Source organism: Nonomuraea diastatica (genome assembly GCF_004349015.1).
In the GTDB taxonomy this organism is placed as follows: domain Bacteria; phylum Actinomycetota; class Actinomycetes; order Streptosporangiales; family Streptosporangiaceae; genus Nonomuraea; species Nonomuraea diastatica.
Window position 1 is genome coordinate 1 of record NZ_SMKP01000225.1, and the last position, 15,937, is coordinate 15,937.

A 15,937-nucleotide genomic window follows, 5' to 3' on the forward strand; every position below is an offset into this window, starting at 1 on the left:
GGGAAACCCCACGTGAGCGATCACGACAGGGCGCCCCGGTCCGACCCAACCCGACACCCCGAAAATTCAGCGGCCTATCACAGCGGGTCGAGCAGATCACCGCCGACACCCACGCGATGCTCGGCGCCCACCACCCGGCCCAGTCCGGTACGTCATCGAATGGCCACGAGGATCCTGTCGTCGCCCATCTGCCAGATCGTTCCGACCTGGTGGAAACCGGCACGGCGCAAAAGACGCTCATGAACGGAGACCGACACGTGGTGGTCGCCCTCCTTACTCATCACCCGCCGCCTCCGTTCATCCAGGAGGTGAGCGAACGCTCCGTCCGCCTCGATGGCCTGCCACCAGGAGGCCCAGTTCTCATTGTCGAGTGCGGAGCGCGCTCTTCTGACGGCCGCGGCGATGCCGGCGATCGCGGGCTGTTCGTATATCGCACCCATGCTGCCGCTCGACATCTCGACGGCGTCACCTTGCAGCAGCAGAGGAGGGGCCGTCGTCGCCAACGCCATCTCCGCTTCGAGCCTCGCGACCCGCTCCGGTGATCCGGCCACAGGCAGGCACGCGACCATCGAGCGTCATCGGCGTCGGTCACGTCGACCGGATCGAGATCGACGCCGACCCGGGCGGCTCACTCACGTTCACCTGCCCGGTCTTCAGCCGTCCCTGACGTTAGGGATGGTTCGGAGGAGATTCGCGCGAACCGCACGGTGATGGACAGGCCGCCTTCGGGGCGGGCGCTGGTGGTGAGGGTGGCGTGGTGGGCTTGCGCGACGGCGTTGACGATGGCGAGGCCGAGGCCGTAGCCGTCGCTGCGGCCGTGACGATCGGGCGCCAGTTTCTGGAAGGGTTGAAAGAGCCGCTGGATCTGGTCGCCGGTGATGACCGGCCCGGTGTTGGTGACCGTGAGGGTCGCCTCCGTGCCGGAGATCCGAGTGGTGATCTCTATGTGCCCGTCCGGGTGGTTGTGGCGGATGGCGTTGTCGATGAGGTTGGCGACGAGGCTTTCGATCAGTCTCGGGTCCCCTGCCGTCACCGCGGGCGCGAGGTGTTCGGCGAGGTCGATGCCTCGCTCCGTGGCCTGGGCGCGGCGGGAGGCGAGCACTCCTTCGACGACATGGGCGAGGTCGAGAGTGTCCCAGCGGGTGACGCCGCGCTCGCTGGTGGCCAGAGCGAGCAGCGCTTGGACGAGTCGCTCCTGGTGTTCGCCCAGGGCGAGGGCCTCCCGGCAGACCGAGCGCAGGGCCTCGGCGTCGGCGTCGGGGTCGGCGAGGGCGACTTCGAGGAGGGTGCGCAGGCCGGCGAGTGGGGTGCGCAGTTCGTGGGAGGCGTTGGCGACGAAGTGGCGTTGGGCGTCGAAGGAGGCTTGCAGGCGGGCGAACAGGTCGTCGAGGGTGTGGCCGAGTTCGGTCAGCTCGTCCGTGGGCTCGCCGAGGTCGAGGCGCCGGTGGAGGTCTCCGGCGGAGATGATTTTGGCGGTGGTGGTGATGGCGCGCAGCGGGTGCAGGAAGCGACCGGCGACGTACCAGCCGAGAGCCAGGGCGACGGGAATCAGTACGACCAGGGCGACGGCGGATCCGGTGAGGAGTTGGGGCAGGCTGATCCCGGGTCCGGGTCCGGTTTCGATGACCGTGCCGGATGAGGCGGGGCCTGCGGGCATGGTCTCCTGGACGCTGGCCAGCGGGACGTTGACGAATATGAGCACGAAGGTTCCGGCGGCGTAGATGCCCGCCGCGTAGGCGAGCGCGAGCCGCTTCTGCAGGGACCTTCTGGTGAGCGTCTGGGTGGTCATGACGGTCCGATGCGGTAGCCGCCCTCGCGGATGGTCTCGATCACGGGCGGGTCGCCGAGCTTGGCCCGTAGCCGGTGCATGGTGTGCTTGACGGCGCTGCTGAAGGGGTCGGCGGCCTCGTCCCAGACGCGTTCGAGCAGTTCCTCGGCGGAGATGACCAGGCCGGGTACGGCGAGCAGGCATTCGAGCAGGGCGAACTCCCGGGGGCTCAGCTCAAGGCGCCGGCCGGCCCGGAAGGCGATACGGCGGGCCGGATCGAGGGTGATGTCCCCGCATGTCAGGGTGGGCGGCAGCGGCGGGGTGGCGCGGCGGGCCAGGGCACGGACGCGGGCGACCAGTTCGGCGAACGCGAAGGGCTTGGGCAGGTAGTCGTCGGCGCCGAGGCTGAGCCCGTCGACGCGGTCCTCGATCGTCCCGGAGGCGGTGAGCATCAGGACGCGGGTCTCACAGCGGCCGTGGGCGAGTCGCCGGCAGATCTCGTCCCCGTGGACGCCGGGCAGGTCGCGGTCGAGGATCACCACGTCGTAGCGGGTGGCGGCCAGGCGGTCGAGGGCGGCGGTTCCGTCCAGGACGACGTCGACGGCCATGCCCTCGCGGCGCAGCCCGGTTCCGATGGAGCGGGCGAGGACCTCGAAGTCCTCGACGACGAGGACCCTCACCGCCCCTCACCGCCGCTCATCGTGCGGCCGAACCTGCCGCCGGGTCGAGGTGCCATGCTCTGACGATGCCAGATCCCCGGTTCCAGCCGGGTCGCAGCGGCTGCGACCCGGCTGGAACCGGGTGCGGCGTACAACCGTCGGCATGAGTCCATTTTCCAACCGTGAGCCGGCCGAGAGGAGCGCCCGGGGGATCGTCGTCGCCGGGCTGCGCAAGCGGTATGGGGCGACCCTGGCCCTCGACGGCATGTCCTTTACCGTCCGTCCGGGTGTGGTGACCGGCTTCGTGGGACCGAACGGGGCCGGGAAGTCCACCACGATGCGGGTGATCCTGGGGCTGGACGCGGTCGATGAGGGCACGGCGCTCATCGACGGTATGCCGTACCGCAGCCTCCGGAGTCCGCTGGACCACGTCGGTTCGCTGCTGGACGCGGCGGCGCTGCACCCTGGCCGCAGCGGACGTAACCACTTGCTGTGGCTGGCGCACGCGCAGGGCCTGCCTGCGCGGCGGGTGGACCAGGTGCTCAAGCTGGTCGGCCTGGCCTCGGTGGCCCGGCGCAAGGCCGGAGGCTACTCGCTCGGCATGCGCCAGCGGCTCGGGATCGCCGCGGCCCTGCTGGGCGATCCGCCGATCGTCATGCTCGATGAGCCGTTCAACGGCATGGACCCCGACGGCATCGTCTGGATGCGCGGATTCCTGCGGTCGCTGGCCGCTCAGGGCCGCGCCGTGCTGGTCTCCAGCCACCTGATGAGCGAGGTGCAGGACACGGCCGATCACCTCGTCGTGGTCGGGCGCGGCAAGGCCATCGCCGACGCCGGCGTGGCCCATTTGATCGCGGCCGCCTCCGCGGGCCGGGTGGCCCTGCGGACCACGGCCGGGACGCACGCGATGAGAGTGCTCGCGCACGCCGGGGCGAGCGTGATGGCCACCGGCCGCGGCACCATCACCGTCTCCGGACTGCCCGCGGATCGGATCGTGACGCTGCTCAGCCAGAGCGGGGTGCCGTTCTCCGAGGTATCAGCACACCGCGCCACCCTTGAGGACGTCTACCTGGAGCTCACCCACGAGGCGGTCGAGTTCCGCGCCGCGACGCCTGCGAAGGTCTCACGGTGACGGGGTTCCCCCAGTTGCTGCACGCGGAATGGACCAAGTTCCGGACGGTCACGGGCTGGGTGACCGGCACGGCGATGGCGACCCTGCTGGTGGTGCTGTTCGCCGCGCTCGCCGGGATCAGCAGCGATCAGAAGGGCTCGCCGCCCGTCCCGATCGGACCGGGCGGTGAGCCGGTCACCGACAGCTTCTACTTCGTGCACCGACCGTTGACCGGAATCGGCAGCATCACCGTCTCGGTCTCCGCGCTCAAGAGCGGCATCCCCACGGATCTTGCGGAGCTGCGGTCCGGCGTCGTGCCGTGGGCGAAGGCCGGGCTCATCATCAAAGCCAGCACCCGCCAGGGGTCGCCCTACGCCGCGATCATGGTGACCGGCGGCCACGGCGTGCGGATGCAGGACAACTACGTCAACGACACCGCCGGGCCCACCACCGGCGCGTCGCCCCGCTGGCTGCGGCTGGACCGCTCGGGCGACGCGGTCACCGGCTATGCCTCCGCCGACGCCAGGCACTGGACCAAGGTCGGCACCGCGCACGTGGACGGGCTCGGGCCGACCGTGCGAGGCGGGCTGTTCGTCGCATCCCCGCCTTCCGTGGACGGCATGGGCACGCGCGGCAGCGTGTCCACCGCCGCCTTCGCGGATCTTCATACCCGGGGAGGCTGGGCCGACCGTCACTGGGCAGGCGACCAGGTGGGAGCCGAATCTCCCAGTTTCGCCGGCTACCCGCGAAACGCATCGGGTTCGTTCATGGCATCCGACGGTGGCTTCACGGTGACCGGCGCCGGTGACATAGCGCCCGCCGTACGCGACACCCTGCCCACCGGCGGCACCCGGGGAGACATCCTCACCGGCACGTTCGCCGCGCTGATCGCGGTGATCGTCGTGGCGGTACTGTTCATCTCCACCGAATACCGGGAGAACCTGATCCACGTGACCCTGGCCGCCAGCCGGAGACGGAGCGGGGTGCTGGTGGCCAAGGCGATCGTGCTGGGGGTCGTCACCTTCGTCGCCGGGCTGGCGGGGACGCTCGTCGCGGTTCCGCTCGGCGAGCGGCTCGCCCATGCCAACGGCGTGTACATCTTCCCGGTGACCTCTTCCGCCGAACTGCGGGTGGCGCTCGGGACCGCAGCGCTGCTCGCGACCGCCTCCATCCTGGCCCTGTCGGTCGGGGCGCTGTTCCGGCACGGTGCCGGCGCGGTCACCGCCGTCATCGTGGCCCTCGTACTGCCCTACATCCTGGTCGCCATACCGTTCCTACCCGCGAGCGTGTCGGACTGGCTGATGCGGGTGACACCTGCCGCGGCCTTCGCCCTCCAGCAGACGCTGGTGCGGTATGACCAGGTCGCCAGCAATTACACGCCGTACAACGGCTACTACCCCCTGGAACCGTGGGCCGGGCTCGCCGTCCTGGCCGGCTACGCGGTGGTCAGCCTGGCCGCGGCGGCCTTGCTTCTGCGCAGGAGGGACGCATGAGAGCGGCCGTGCACGTCGAATGGACGAAGATACGGACCGTCGCCAGCCCTCTGTGGCTGCTACTCGGCACCATCGCAGCGACAGTGACCCTGAGCGCCGGGGCGACCTCGGTGGTGATCTGCACGTCCGCCGGCTGCGACGGCCACATGACCAAGCTCAGCCTTGTCGGCGTCCAGCTCGGCCAGGCGCCACTGGCCATCTTGGCCGTGCTGGTCATCAGTGGCGAGTACAGCTCCGGCATGATCCGCACCACGCTGGCGGCGATGCCGCATCGGGCCACCGCGCTCGCGGCCAAGGCCGTCACCCTGACCGGCCTCGCGGCCGCGGCCGGGACCGTCGCGGTGCTCGGGTCGCTGCTGGCCGCGTGGCTCATCCTGCCCGGCCACGGCTTCACCGCACCGTCCCTGGCCGACGGGGCCACACTGCGCGCGGTCGTCGGATCGATCCTCTACCTGGTGCTGATCGCTCTGCTCAGCCTCGGCGTCGCCACCATCGTGCGGGATTCGGCGACCAGTATCGGGGTGGTCCTCGGCCTGCTCTACCTGTTCCCCATCCTCGCCCAGACGATCGGCGATCCGCACTGGCAGCGCCTGCTCCAGCAGATCGGGCCGATGAACGCCGGGCTTACCATTCAGGCCACCACCGATCTGTCCAGCCTGCCGATCAGTCCCTGGGCCGGTCTCGGGGTGACCGCCGGGTGGGCCGCCGCGGCGCTCCTGGGCGGCGGCCTGCTTCTGCACAGCCGCGACGCCTGAGGCCCGACCTGAGCCGCCAGCCAATGACGGTCCGCGCCTCGATCTCGACCACCACGGCTGCGCGGACGGCGGTCTCGCATCCGCCGCTGAGGGCCTACAGATCGGTAACGTTGGCACCACTGGCTCGATCTCGCTTAACACCAGCCACCTAACCCGCTCACTGAAACCCCTGCCCGGTGTGGCGTGCGGCCGTGTTCAGTGCTGATCGCTTGGCCGATCGCCGGAAGATGACCGCCCTGCGCCGCCGGTGCGGGTGATGGGGTGAGAGGTCATCGGCGCGTGGAGCCTTCGGCATCGGAGCGCCGGGAGTCGAAAAGGGCTCGTGCGGCAGCTTCATCGCCTTCGATGTCTACGAGCCCACCGGTGTCGTCGAGAGTGAGCGCGCCCGCCGCCAGCCCGAGAACGATCGAGGCGTCGGCACGCACGACGGCATCCAGAGCCCCGCCATCATGCAGGGTCACCTCGATGCCCGAGCGTGTCGCCCGCAGCTGGAGCACTTGGCCGCCGACCGCGACCCCCACCGTTGACGGCCAGGGTGCGGTCCTGCCGGCGAACAGGGCACCGAGCCCGACGACGAGCCATTCGGCGTGGAAGCGGTCGCCGCCTGACCCGCGCGCCATGAGGGGCGTGGACCAGCGGATGAGGCTCTCCACCGGCTCCCGCAGCTCGGCACCCCAGGGGGTGAGCGCGTACACGATGGCGTTGGCCTCCTCGGCCAGCCGCCGCTCGACCACTCCGGCGGTCTCCAGGTCGCGCAGACGGTCGGCGAGCAGGTTCGTGGCCACGCCGCCGAGCCCATCGAGCAGCTCGCGGTAACGGGCGGGAGCGATGAGGAGCTGGCGGACGATGAGCAGATTCCACCGGTCGCCCACGACATCGAGCGCTCGGGCGAGGCCGCAGTACTGGCCGTAGCTCCGACTCATGCCGGTTACTTTACATTCTCAAGCCAACCTGACAATATCCAGCGTGTCGCGCCGACAGGGGTGCACCCCATCCGGGCCATGGGACGGCCACCTCCACAAGCCCTCATGCCGCAGGAGTGAATCGATGACGGACACCCCCTCCTCCACGCGAGGCCCATACCCTGCCGCGCGAGAAGGCGCCGGCACGGTCCCGGCCACGACGCGCAGCGGCGGGTCCGACACCCTGGCCCAGGCTCGCGCGGCACTGCGGGAGGTTATCCCCCGCCTGGTCGCACTGATGCGGAGCGCTCCCGACCCCGGATCCGGTGCCGTCGGCACGTGGACGGTGGGCGATGTCGCAGCTCACCTGGCTCACATTCTCCGCCTCGACACCGACGCCATCGCCGGAAGACCGGTCCCGGACGCCACGGTGACGACGGCGGGAATGGCCCAGGCCAACGCCAAGATGCTGGCCCGGGACGACGAACGGGATCCCAGCGTGCTCGCCGATCGCCTCGGCAGGCTGGCACAGCAGTTCGACGACATCGCCTCGCGTTCGCATGCAGTCACCGTCACGTGGCTACAAGGCGTCCGCCTGCCGGCGTCAGCGGTGGCATGTCACCTGCTGGAGGAATGCCTGATCCACGGCCATGACATCGCTGTAGCCACCGGACGCCCGTGGCCGATCCAGCGTCACCATGCTCTGCTCGCGATCGAGGACGGCGTGCTTCCACTCATCGCCGCTCTGCCGTCCACGGCCCTGGTGAACCAGGAGAAGGCCTCATCCTTCCAAGCCCGCTTCGACCTGCGCCTACGCGGAGGCGGACGCACGTTGATGCTCTTCGACCGCGGTTCGCTGACGCTCGACGCGGGCGGCGCACGCGACGTCGACGCCCACCTGTCCGCCGACCCCGCGGCCCTCATGCTGGTGTTCATCGGCCGACAAGCAATAGCGAAATCACTTCTCGAAGGAAAGCTCACCGCCTGGGGTCGTCGGCCGTGGAAGCTCGCCCGCATGCTCACCGTCATCAGTCCCCCGTAGCGGCCCCCGAGGTTGAGGAACCCAGGAACAGCCATCGCTCGGATCGATCTCGGTCTCGCCCTCACGTACGGAGGGCCGGGAGGTCTCGGGCTCCCCTGGCCGCGCGGGCATGTCCTGCCGCTGGGGACCGTTGATCAGGTGGTCGTGGGGGGAACAGAACGCGGGGTTCCAGGTGCGGGAGGGCGTTGAGGCAGTAAGGCGCGGGCTGTGACCACACGCACCTCATCCCGCCAGCGCGCCGCCACCAGGAGGCGTGCGTGTTGACGATGATGCGGTACGCGTACGGATCGGGATCGTCGCCGATCCTCGGCCAGGCCGTCCGCGCCTTGACGAGCGAATGCTGCACCACGGCGGCACAACCGCTCGTGCCGCTGCCCGACAGAGTCGACGAAACCCTCCGCCCGTTGGGGCGACCATCCGGCGTGAGCGACGACGACCCACGTGTCATGATGATCATGGTCCGGCAGTGCTGCCGGTGCTGTTGCCGGAACTTGATCCACCGGCCCCTCTTCCGCGACCCTCGTGTCAGGAAACGTCCCCGGCGAGCGCGACGGCGTCCACCTCGAACAGCATGCCGGGCAGAGCGAGCGCAGCCACTCCGGTGAGCGTCTGAGTGGGCGGCAGGTCTCCCCAGATCTCCTGGACGGCCCTGGCGAGAATCTCCAACTTGGCTGCGTCGTGGCCGACGATGTGGGTGCGGATCTGCACAACGTGGCGGAAGTCCAGACCGGCCGCGGCCAGCGCGCTGCCCAGGTTCGCGAACGACTGCTCGACCTGCTCGGCGAAGTCCTCGGAGGTGACGTGGCCGTCGCCGTCGGAGGCGTACTGGCCCGCGATGAAGACGATCTCCCCTGAGCCGCGTGCGATGTGGCTGTAGCCGAATCCGACCGGGTTGTGCAGCGTTTCGGGGTTGATGATGGTATGTGCCATGGTGGTATCCCTCCGGGCTAGATCGTCTGCTTGCTGCGGACGGCGACGGTCAGAGCGGCGGCCAGGGTCAGCCCGCAGGCCACGTACAAGACGCCGACGGTGGCGCTCTGGTCGGCGGTGAACCCACCGACCAGAGCGCCGAAGGCGATGGACAGATTGAAGGCCGCCACGAAAAGGGACGACGCGGGCTCGGTCATGCCGGGCGCGGCCCTGAGCATCCAGGTCTGCAGCGTCACCGAGACCCCGCCGTAAGCCAGGCCCCACACGACCAGCACAACGGTGCCCGCGAGCGGCCCCGCGGCGGCGAGGGCGAACAGCGCCGTGGCGCCGGCGAGGGTGGCGGCGATCAGGGCAAGCGTGCCGTTCAGTTGCCTGGATGCCCGGTGGCCGGCCAAGAAGTTGCCGGCGATGCCCGCCAGGCCGTACATCATCAGCACCACGCCGATCAGGCTGTCGTCGAGCTGAGCGAGATCGTGAAGGAGGGGGCGGACGAAGGTGTAGGCGGCGAAGTGTCCGCTGATCAGCAGGACGGTGACGACCAGGCCGACCCGCACACCCGTGTTGGTCCGCAGGAGTGCGGGCAGGTCGGTGAAGCGGATCGTCCTCTGCGAGGGCAGGCGCGGCACCAGGAGGAGCAGCCCGGCCAGCGCGGCCAGGCCAAGGGCGGCGACGGCGGCGAATCCACCCCGCCATCCGGCGACCTCTCCGATCAGCGTCCCGGCTGGAACGCCGAGCACGGAGGCCGTGGAGACGCCGCCGAAGATGACGGCGGTCGCGGCGCCGGCCTGCTGCGGCGGCACCAGCCGGGCGGCGAGCCCGCCCGCGATGGCCCAGAAGCCTCCGACGCTCACCCCGATCATGACGCGGGCCGCGAGCACGACGGCGAAGTGTGGGGCGAGGGCGCAGGCCAGATTCGCCACCGCCATCAGGCCGACCAGCCACGCCAGCATGAGCCGCCGGTCCACCGCTGCGGCCCGTACGGTCAGCAAGGGCGCGGCCAGCCCAGCGACGAGCCCTGGCACGGTGACCATCAGGCCGGCTGTGCCCGCGGAGACGTCCAGCGCCTCACCGACCGGCGTGAGCAGGCCCACGGGCAGTAGCTCGGATGTCATCAACGAGAAGATTCCCAGCGATACCGCCAGAACCGCTAGCCATCCCCGCATTTTCTCATCTACCTGGATAGGAAACATCTAGAATTACTCCAAAGGGGAACCCTCTTGCGAGGAGACATTCAGGCTCGCCGGTTCAGCAGCCCGTGGCGCGTCTGGCCCGGCACCGCGGGAAACCGGGACTCGACGGTGGCCTTGACCTCGGCCAGGGTCCGACCGGCCAGCTCTTTCCACCAGGCCAGCTCGGCCTTCCGCATCACCTGGGAGATCACGCACGTGTTCCGGTAGTCGATCCCCATCTCGCCGTCAGGGGCGTCGCGCAGGATCTCGGCGCAGCGAAACGCCTCTTCGGAGCCTTCGATGGCCACCACCACGTCCAGCACGGTGATGTCCTGCGGCTTGCGAGCGAGCTGGAACCCGCCTCGCGGGCCGGAGGTCGACGACACGATCCCGGACCGCACCAGCGCCTGCAACTGCTTGTTGAGGTAGGCGGGAGGCAGTTGGAAGTGGCCGGCCAGGGCGGCGGCCGGCACGGGGTGACCGTCCTCGACCCAGGCCAGATTCAGGCACGCGTGCAGCGCCCACTCCACACCCTCGCTCGTCCGCATATTCTGGATAATACATATCCAGATATAGTTCAAGCAACGCGGCGCCGCGCCGCGGTGCCGGGTGTGGGGCAGATGTCGCGCCCGAGCCACCCCTGCACGGAACGCGGGTCGTCTTCGTCGCCGCGGTCCCGTCGTGCATCCGGGCACCAGCGCGGTGCACGCTTGCGCGATCTCGCGGGATGGGCATCAACCTCGCCGTCCAGGACGCCGCGGCGGCTGCGACGGTTCTCGCCGAGCCGTTGCGACGGGGCCACGTCACCGGCACCCACCTGGCCAAGGTGCAAAAGGCCGACCGTCATCGTGCAAGCCGTCCAACGGGCGTTGCACCGTACCATGTTCGTCCCCGCCTTCGCCGGCCGAGGCGCGCGTCCGCCCAGGCCGTTGGTCTTCCTGGCGCGGCACTTCCCGGCCTTCAGGAAGTTCCCGTCCCGGTTGATCGCCTACGGTCCGCGTCCCGTGCATGCCTCCGGCTTCGCCCGCAGGTCCGCTCAGGGAAGGGCATGAGCGTTCCGATCAGTACCCCGGCGGAATCCCGGGGCTCCCGCCGGGGTTCTGGGCGCACACGACTTGACGTCGAATCAAACTGAACAGTACGGTTTTATCATGGAGGCGTCGAAGAAGACCCGGGAGTCACCGCGGAGCGCGGCGAAGCGGGCTCAGATCCATCAGGGGGCCACGCGGGTGTTCCTGGCGGAAGGGTTCGCCGGCGCCACTACGGACGCCATCGCCAAGGCGGCGGGAGTGTCCAAGCAAACGTTGTACGTCTACTACCGCAGCAAAGAGCGACTCATGGTCGATGTGCTCACCTCGCTGCTGTCGAGGCTGAACCACGATCATGCGGTGCTGCAGGATGAGCGCCCGGTGGACTCGCTGCCTGCGTTGCGGACCACGCTGATCGAACTGGCATCGGAGGTGCTGGAGACCGTCTCCGGCGGAGAGTATCTCGCGCTGTCGCGCGTCATCATCGCCGACTCGCCCCGAGTGCCGGAGATCGGGCGACTGTGGGCCCAGACGATCACCGGGGGCGTCAGGCTCAGGGTGGCAGAGTTGCTGGAGCGGGCGCGCGAGGCCGGGATCGTCGTGGTCGACGATGTGGAGGCGGCGACCCGGCTGCTCACGGGCGGCCTGCTCACGTACATCCTGCCGGACGGGATCGTGGCCGTGAACGGCCCGGTGGCCGCCCCGGAACGCGAACGCGTCGAGCGGATCGTGGACCTGTTCCTGCGCGCGACGACCTGAGCGAAGGCGGCCCGAGCGAGAACTGAAGGCGGCGGTCGGCTATGAGCCGGATGTGACCATGCCATCTAATCAAACTGTACAGTTCGGTTTGATATTGTCGGAAACACCGGCGGAAAGGGAAGGATCACATGAATTTCACCTGGGGCGGGCTCACCGAGGGACCCACGAGCTTCGCGGAGGAGCCCCCGCCGCCCGATGCGGTGACGCACACCAGCTCCGTCGAGGTGCTCACCATGGACAAACAGGACATCGGCCCGCAGATCGAAGGCGGCCCAGCGGTGTTCGCGACGCTCATGACCGAGCGGTTCACCGGCGGCATCGAGGGCACGGGGCACGCCGACCACGTGCGCGTGGTCCAGCCGGACGGTTCCCAGATCGTCACCGGGGTCGAACGGGTGATCGGATCGGTGGGTGGAAGATCGGGGATGTTCGTGCTGACCGCCTACGGCTACGGGGACCGGCCGGGGAGGGGACAGGGTTTCTGGACGGTGGTGCCCGGCTCCGGCACCGGCGAACTGGCCGGCCTTCGCGGGCACGGCGCCTTCACCGTGGAACTGGGCCCGGACGGCAGATGGTCGGCCGAAGACAGCTTCACCCACTGGTTCGAGAGGTGAGCGCCAGATGTCCGCGGAACCCGGCGCCCTGCCACTCAGCCACGCCATCGCCCGCCCCGGCGATCGTCTGGGGCGGCAGCCTCGGCGCGTTCATCGTCCTCGATCTGCTGTCGCGCCATCCCGCCCTGGTGCGGGCGGCGCTCGTCCACGAGCCGCCCTTGTTCACGGTGCTGCCCGACACGCCCTTGCCGCCCTTGCCTCATGACGTCACCGATCCACGGACGGCGATGGCGGCGCATGCCCGCCGGACGCTCGGCGGCGACTGCGACCGACTCGATGCCCACCAGCGTGAACGCCTGCTCGCCAACGGCGAGGCGTTCTTCGGCGCCGACGCGCCAGGGGCGGCCGCCTCCCTCCCCTCACCCGGTGTGCTCGCCTCCGAACTGGCGGGCTCTTCCGTCCCCCTCTACGTGCTGGCCGCCCCCGGCGAGCCGGAGCCGGCGCTGCGCCGCGCCTCCCGCTGGGTGGCCGATCAGGCCGGAACGACAGTCATCGACCTGCCCGGCGGCCACATGCCGTACGCCGTCGAACCGGAGGCGACGGCACGGCTCCTCACCGACATCCTGCACCATCCCCCAGCAAGGGAGATCCCCACATGATCCTCGTCACCGGCGCGACCGGAAACATCGGCAGGAACGTGGTCACCAGCCTGCTCCGACGCGGAGAGCCCGTCCGCGCCCTGACCCTCGACACCCCGGAGAAGGCGGCGTTGCCCGGCGGCGTGGAGGTGGTCTCCGGCGACATGGCCGACCCTCAGGTGCTGGCCACGGCGCTGCGCGGGGTGCGCCAGGTGTTCCTCTTCCCCGTCTTCGAGATCTTCGGCCAAGTCCTGTCCGCGTGCGTCGCCGCGCAGGTGGACCAGGTGGTTCTGCTCTCCTCGGCCGTGGTGACGTTCACCGAACCGGGATGGCTCGGCCGCGAGCAGGCGCGGCTGGAGACGGAAGTACGCGAGTCCGGCCTCGGCTGGGCGTTCGTCCGGCCGACCTACCTCATGGCCAACGATCTCAACTGGGCGCCACAACTGGCCACGGCCGGCGTGGCCGCCGGGGCGTACGGTGGCGCGGCGCTCGCTCCCGTCGACGAGAGAGACGTCGCCGCCGTCGCCGCCCACCTCCTGAAGCACGGCCTGACCGGCTGCACCTTCGAAGTCACCGGCCCGCAAGCGCTCACCCAGATCGAACGGGTACGCATCATCGGCGAGGTGACCGGGCGACCGGCGCGCTTCCACGAGACACCCGCCGGCCAGGCGGCCCGCGAAATTCGGCGGTGGGTTCCCGAACCGGCGGTCGACCAGTTGCTGGACATCCTCAGGTCCGCGCAGGAACGGCCGCATCGGGTGCTGGACACCGTACGGACGCTCACCGGCGACCGGCCGCGCACCTACGCCGAGTGGGTCGAGCACCACCGCGCCGATTTCCTGGCCCCGGTGTGACCGTCCCCACCTGCCGGGTGGGTCTCCGCCCGCCCGGCGCCCCCTTCAGACCGGCCCTCTCCGGAGGTGCACCGTGGACGACATGCTCATCGTGGGCGCGGGACCGAGCGGCCTGATGGCCGCCTGTGAGCTCGCCCTGGCCGGCGTCTCCTGCCGGGTCCTGGAACAACGGGCCGAGCCCGACATCACCCGGGCTTTCGCCGTGCACGCGCGGGCTCTGGAGCTCCTCGACGCCCGCGGGATGGCCGACGACCTGGTGGCGAGGGGCCACACGATCCGCCAGGTGCCGCCCGCCCACGCCTCGCGCGTGGACTTCACCCGGCTCGACAGCCGCTACCCCATGATGCTCATCGTGCCGCAGAGTGGCACCGAGCACCTACTGGAGGCCCGAGCCGTCCGGCTGGGCGCGCGCATCCTGCGCGGCGCTCGCGTGACAGGGCTCACAAGGACGCCGAGGCCGTCACCGTGCGATGGCAGGACGGCACCCACCTGCGATTCCGCTTCAGGCAGCGTGGCCCGGAGCTGGCTGCCAGCCGGTTTCGGCTGCCCAGCGTTCGGCCGCCATCATCAGAACTGCCGTGGCCGGGGCCTTGATCTGGCCGTAGCCGATCAAGTCCGACACGCTGAGGGCCAGGCGCTTCTTGAATGCTCCCCACGCCAGGCGAGCGGCTTCATCGGCGCGCAGGTAGTCGCGGAACAGGAGGGCGAAGCGGACGTTCGGCCCGCCCATTTCACGCAGATGGATGTTGCTCCGTCGCGCACCGACGGGTGGCGCGAATACCAGCTTGCGGCACTCCTGCCCGCCCGAGACCTCAGCACGGTTCCAGGGTTCCGGTCGGCAACGGAAGCCGATCGCGGCCAGGAGCGCGGTCTGTCGGTTCTCGTCGATCGCGTCGACGAGAACCTGGATGTCCACGCAGTCCTTGGCGGCCAGACCCGGCACTGCGGTGGATCCGACGTGGTCAATCGCACGGGCTTGATCTCCGAGGGCGCCTTGCAGAGTTCCGGCCAGTTGCTCGAAGTCCACTGTCCACAGCGGCTGGTAGTCCGCTACGGCAACGGCGGCCGACTCATCGGGGAAAGGCATGTCCCTAGTTTGGGCCATCGACCAGACTTCGATGGCAAAAGACCCCCTAAGCAGTGAGCCGGCTCAAATCTGGTGGATATGGGCCGGGGGGCAGTGCGTGATCCGCTGTCCTTGGACGGGGGGTCAACTGCGAATCCGGGTTCCTGTTCCGGTGGGGAGGCCACGCTGAAAGCCTGCGGCGTAGGCGTGGCGATGCTGCCGGAGTAGAGCTGGGCATCTCCCTGACCGATCGGTTGCATGGTGAACGCGGGAACCATCCGCGGTCGCCCGAGCCGCCGGGCAGCCGGTTCGGTGGTGGGCAGGTCCGTTGCCGACTGATGGCTGTGGGTGGGGCGGAGGCCCCGTAGTAGTCGCGGGAGTGACGGCCCGCCGTGGAGGCCGGGAGAACCGGCCGCAGGGCCAAGGGGGCCAGCAAGTCAGTAGCCGAAGTACTGGAATGTCGGGAGGATCGCCGGTGAATACCGACGAACTGGTGGTGGAGCTGAGGGGATTCGAACCCCCCTGACCCCTTCGATGCGAAATCGTGGCGTGGGGGTCGTTGGCGGTCTCTGCAGTGGTCAGACTGCCGATGGAGATCACGCGTGGTCGCCGATGATCGATGAGGTTGCTGCACTTTTGCTGCTGCACGATGCAAGGTTCGCGTCAGTCGCGAGAGCGGTCTCGGATCGCAGCCTCAATGCGAAAACCAACGCCGATTACGGCGATAGTCAGAAAGATGGGAACCCATACAGACCATAACCCGACAGGGCCACTAATGGCTTGAGACACAGCGAGTAGCAGGCCCGCGATGATCGCGAAGGATCCAGTACGCCTCATTGTCTCAGGGCTGAGGCGATGACGGTCGCCGACCTTCTCATCTGATTCGGTCATGAGCAAGAGCTTCTCACGCTGGCTGCACCGTCAGTGGTCTTCCTCCTCGTCGGTCAGGTGTAGCCATACCGGGCCGGACGTGCCGGGTCAAGCCGCCATTCGCGTGTACATGGATCCCGGTGAGCTTCCGTGCGCGCTGGTTGTCCTGCCCAGCACATGACGGCTTGAATCCGGGAGCAATAGTCAAGACCTGTGGATCATGAAGTTCTAGGCGGCTGTGGAGACGGTTGATTCTGCGGGACGTTCGACAAGCTTGCCGTCGATGAAAAGGGCGCCCGCTCGGACCAGTGCGACCAGGTGGGCGCCGTTGACCGCGCG

16 protein-coding genes and 1 pseudogene are annotated in these 15,937 nt (G+C 69.3%); 9 read left to right on the plus strand and 8 right to left on the minus strand.

All coding sequences use genetic code 11. The features are described 5' to 3' along the window. Positions 1 to 152: 152 nt before the first annotated feature. From E1294_RS55115 to E1294_RS45700, 3 genes are read right to left on the minus strand one after another with little or no spacing between them, the layout of a single operon-like run. Entirely contained in the window at positions 153 to 569 is a 417-nt protein-coding gene (locus tag E1294_RS55115) for a hypothetical protein (protein WP_132518023.1), read from the minus strand. A 59-nt stretch (positions 570 to 628) separates the two neighbouring features. Then, a complete protein-coding gene (locus E1294_RS45695) occupies positions 629 to 1,789 on the minus strand; it encodes a sensor histidine kinase (RefSeq protein WP_132518025.1) in 1,161 nt (386 codons plus the stop codon). Beyond that, positions 1,786 to 2,448 carry a response regulator transcription factor gene (locus E1294_RS45700; RefSeq protein ID WP_132518027.1) on the minus strand — a complete coding sequence of 221 codons (663 nt, stop codon included), beginning with the start codon at positions 2,446 to 2,448 and terminating at the stop codon, positions 1,786 to 1,788. The genes E1294_RS45695 and E1294_RS45700 overlap by 4 nt, the downstream gene beginning before the upstream one ends. Positions 2,449 to 2,590: 142 nt before the next feature. Between E1294_RS45700 and E1294_RS45705 the strand changes: the two genes are divergently transcribed. The 3 genes from E1294_RS45705 to E1294_RS45715 are packed head-to-tail and all read left to right on the plus strand — an operon-like array spanning position 2,591 to position 5,786. Further along, a complete protein-coding gene (locus E1294_RS45705) occupies positions 2,591 to 3,559 on the plus strand; it encodes an ATP-binding cassette domain-containing protein (RefSeq protein WP_132518029.1) in 969 nt (322 codons plus the stop codon). Beyond that, complete coding sequence (locus E1294_RS45710) at positions 3,556 to 5,031, plus strand: ABC transporter permease subunit (RefSeq protein ID WP_132518031.1); 1,476 nt, start codon at positions 3,556 to 3,558, stop codon at positions 5,029 to 5,031. Before E1294_RS45705 ends, E1294_RS45710 begins: the two co-directional genes overlap by 4 nt. Beyond that, the gene (locus E1294_RS45715; protein WP_132518033.1) at positions 5,028 to 5,786 is read left to right on the plus strand and encodes an ABC transporter permease subunit; all 759 of its coding nucleotides are present in this window, start codon (positions 5,028 to 5,030) and stop codon (positions 5,784 to 5,786) included. The genes E1294_RS45710 and E1294_RS45715 overlap by 4 nt, the downstream gene beginning before the upstream one ends. Before the next feature lie 269 nt (positions 5,787 to 6,055). On the opposite strand, the gene E1294_RS45720 is transcribed toward E1294_RS45715, so the two are convergent. After that, positions 6,056 to 6,709 (minus strand): winged helix-turn-helix transcriptional regulator, encoded by a 654-nt coding sequence (locus E1294_RS45720; RefSeq protein ID WP_132518035.1) that lies wholly within the window; start codon positions 6,707 to 6,709, stop codon positions 6,056 to 6,058. A 124-nt stretch (positions 6,710 to 6,833) separates the two neighbouring features. Between E1294_RS45720 and E1294_RS45725 the strand changes: the two genes are divergently transcribed. After that, positions 6,834 to 7,730, plus strand: coding sequence for a maleylpyruvate isomerase N-terminal domain-containing protein (locus E1294_RS45725; RefSeq protein ID WP_165977857.1), 897 nt, complete (start codon positions 6,834 to 6,836; stop codon positions 7,728 to 7,730). A gap of 525 nt (positions 7,731 to 8,255) precedes the next feature. Here the strand turns inward: E1294_RS45725 and E1294_RS45730 are convergent. From E1294_RS45730 to E1294_RS45740, 3 genes are read right to left on the minus strand one after another with little or no spacing between them, the layout of a single operon-like run. Further along, positions 8,256 to 8,660 carry a RidA family protein gene (locus E1294_RS45730; protein WP_132518039.1) on the minus strand — a complete coding sequence of 135 codons (405 nt, stop codon included), beginning with the start codon at positions 8,658 to 8,660 and terminating at the stop codon, positions 8,256 to 8,258. 17 nt (positions 8,661 to 8,677) lie between these two features. Further along, a complete protein-coding gene (locus E1294_RS45735; protein ID WP_132518041.1) occupies positions 8,678 to 9,850 on the minus strand; it encodes an MFS transporter in 1,173 nt (390 codons plus the stop codon). A gap of 41 nt (positions 9,851 to 9,891) precedes the next feature. After that, positions 9,892 to 10,377, minus strand: a complete 486-nt coding sequence (locus E1294_RS45740; RefSeq protein WP_132518043.1) for an RrF2 family transcriptional regulator — start codon at positions 10,375 to 10,377, stop codon at positions 9,892 to 9,894. A 603-nt stretch (positions 10,378 to 10,980) separates the two neighbouring features. On the opposite strand from E1294_RS45740, the gene E1294_RS45745 reads away from it, so the two are divergent. The 5 genes and pseudogenes from E1294_RS45745 to E1294_RS58560 all read left to right on the plus strand — a co-directional run. After that, positions 10,981 to 11,616: a TetR/AcrR family transcriptional regulator gene (locus E1294_RS45745; RefSeq protein WP_132518045.1), complete on the plus strand. Its 636-nt coding sequence runs from the start codon at positions 10,981 to 10,983 to the stop codon at positions 11,614 to 11,616. Between the two features lie 128 nt (positions 11,617 to 11,744). Beyond that, entirely contained in the window at positions 11,745 to 12,230 is a 486-nt protein-coding gene (locus E1294_RS45750; RefSeq protein ID WP_132518047.1) for a DUF3224 domain-containing protein, read from the plus strand. Then, positions 12,227 to 12,829 (plus strand): alpha/beta fold hydrolase, encoded by a 603-nt coding sequence (locus E1294_RS45755; RefSeq protein WP_132518049.1) that lies wholly within the window; start codon positions 12,227 to 12,229, stop codon positions 12,827 to 12,829. Before E1294_RS45750 ends, E1294_RS45755 begins: the two co-directional genes overlap by 4 nt. Then, a complete protein-coding gene (locus E1294_RS45760; protein ID WP_132518051.1) occupies positions 12,826 to 13,662 on the plus strand; it encodes an SDR family oxidoreductase in 837 nt (278 codons plus the stop codon). Before E1294_RS45755 ends, E1294_RS45760 begins: the two co-directional genes overlap by 4 nt. 82 nt (positions 13,663 to 13,744) lie before the next feature. Further along, positions 13,745 to 14,101, plus strand: a pseudogene (locus E1294_RS58560) (FAD-dependent monooxygenase); the annotation flags it as partial. A 63-nt stretch (positions 14,102 to 14,164) separates the two neighbouring features. Here the strand turns inward: E1294_RS58560 and E1294_RS45770 are convergent. After that, a complete protein-coding gene (locus E1294_RS45770) occupies positions 14,165 to 14,749 on the minus strand; it encodes a GrpB family protein (RefSeq protein WP_132518053.1) in 585 nt (194 codons plus the stop codon). Positions 14,750 to 15,937 lie beyond the last annotated feature (1,188 nt).

Excerpts from the sequence above, each read along its gene's own strand:
- E1294_RS45695 (WP_132518025.1), bottom strand. The coding sequence starts at position 1,789 with ATGACCACCCAGACGCTCACCAGAAGGTCCCTGCAGAAGCGGCTCGCG.
- E1294_RS45715 (WP_132518033.1), top strand. The coding sequence starts at position 5,028 with ATGAGAGCGGCCGTGCACGTCGAATGGACGAAGATACGGACCGTCGCC.
- E1294_RS45770 (WP_132518053.1), bottom strand. The coding sequence starts at position 14,749 with ATGCCTTTCCCCGATGAGTCGGCCGCCGTTGCCGTAGCGGACTACCAG.
- E1294_RS45745 (WP_132518045.1), top strand. The coding sequence starts at position 10,981 with ATGGAGGCGTCGAAGAAGACCCGGGAGTCACCGCGGAGCGCGGCGAAG.
- E1294_RS45760 (WP_132518051.1), top strand. The coding sequence starts at position 12,826 with ATGATCCTCGTCACCGGCGCGACCGGAAACATCGGCAGGAACGTGGTC.
- E1294_RS45705 (WP_132518029.1), top strand. The coding sequence starts at position 2,591 with ATGAGTCCATTTTCCAACCGTGAGCCGGCCGAGAGGAGCGCCCGGGGG.
- E1294_RS45730 (WP_132518039.1), bottom strand. The coding sequence starts at position 8,660 with ATGGCACATACCATCATCAACCCCGAAACGCTGCACAACCCGGTCGGA.
- E1294_RS55115 (WP_132518023.1), bottom strand. The coding sequence starts at position 569 with ATGGTCGCGTGCCTGCCTGTGGCCGGATCACCGGAGCGGGTCGCGAGG.
- E1294_RS45725 (WP_165977857.1), top strand. The coding sequence starts at position 6,834 with ATGACGGACACCCCCTCCTCCACGCGAGGCCCATACCCTGCCGCGCGA.
- E1294_RS45750 (WP_132518047.1), top strand. The coding sequence starts at position 11,745 with ATGAATTTCACCTGGGGCGGGCTCACCGAGGGACCCACGAGCTTCGCG.
- E1294_RS45735 (WP_132518041.1), bottom strand. The coding sequence starts at position 9,850 with ATGTTTCCTATCCAGGTAGATGAGAAAATGCGGGGATGGCTAGCGGTT.
- E1294_RS45740 (WP_132518043.1), bottom strand. The coding sequence starts at position 10,377 with ATGCGGACGAGCGAGGGTGTGGAGTGGGCGCTGCACGCGTGCCTGAAT.
- E1294_RS45720 (WP_132518035.1), bottom strand. The coding sequence starts at position 6,709 with ATGAGTCGGAGCTACGGCCAGTACTGCGGCCTCGCCCGAGCGCTCGAT.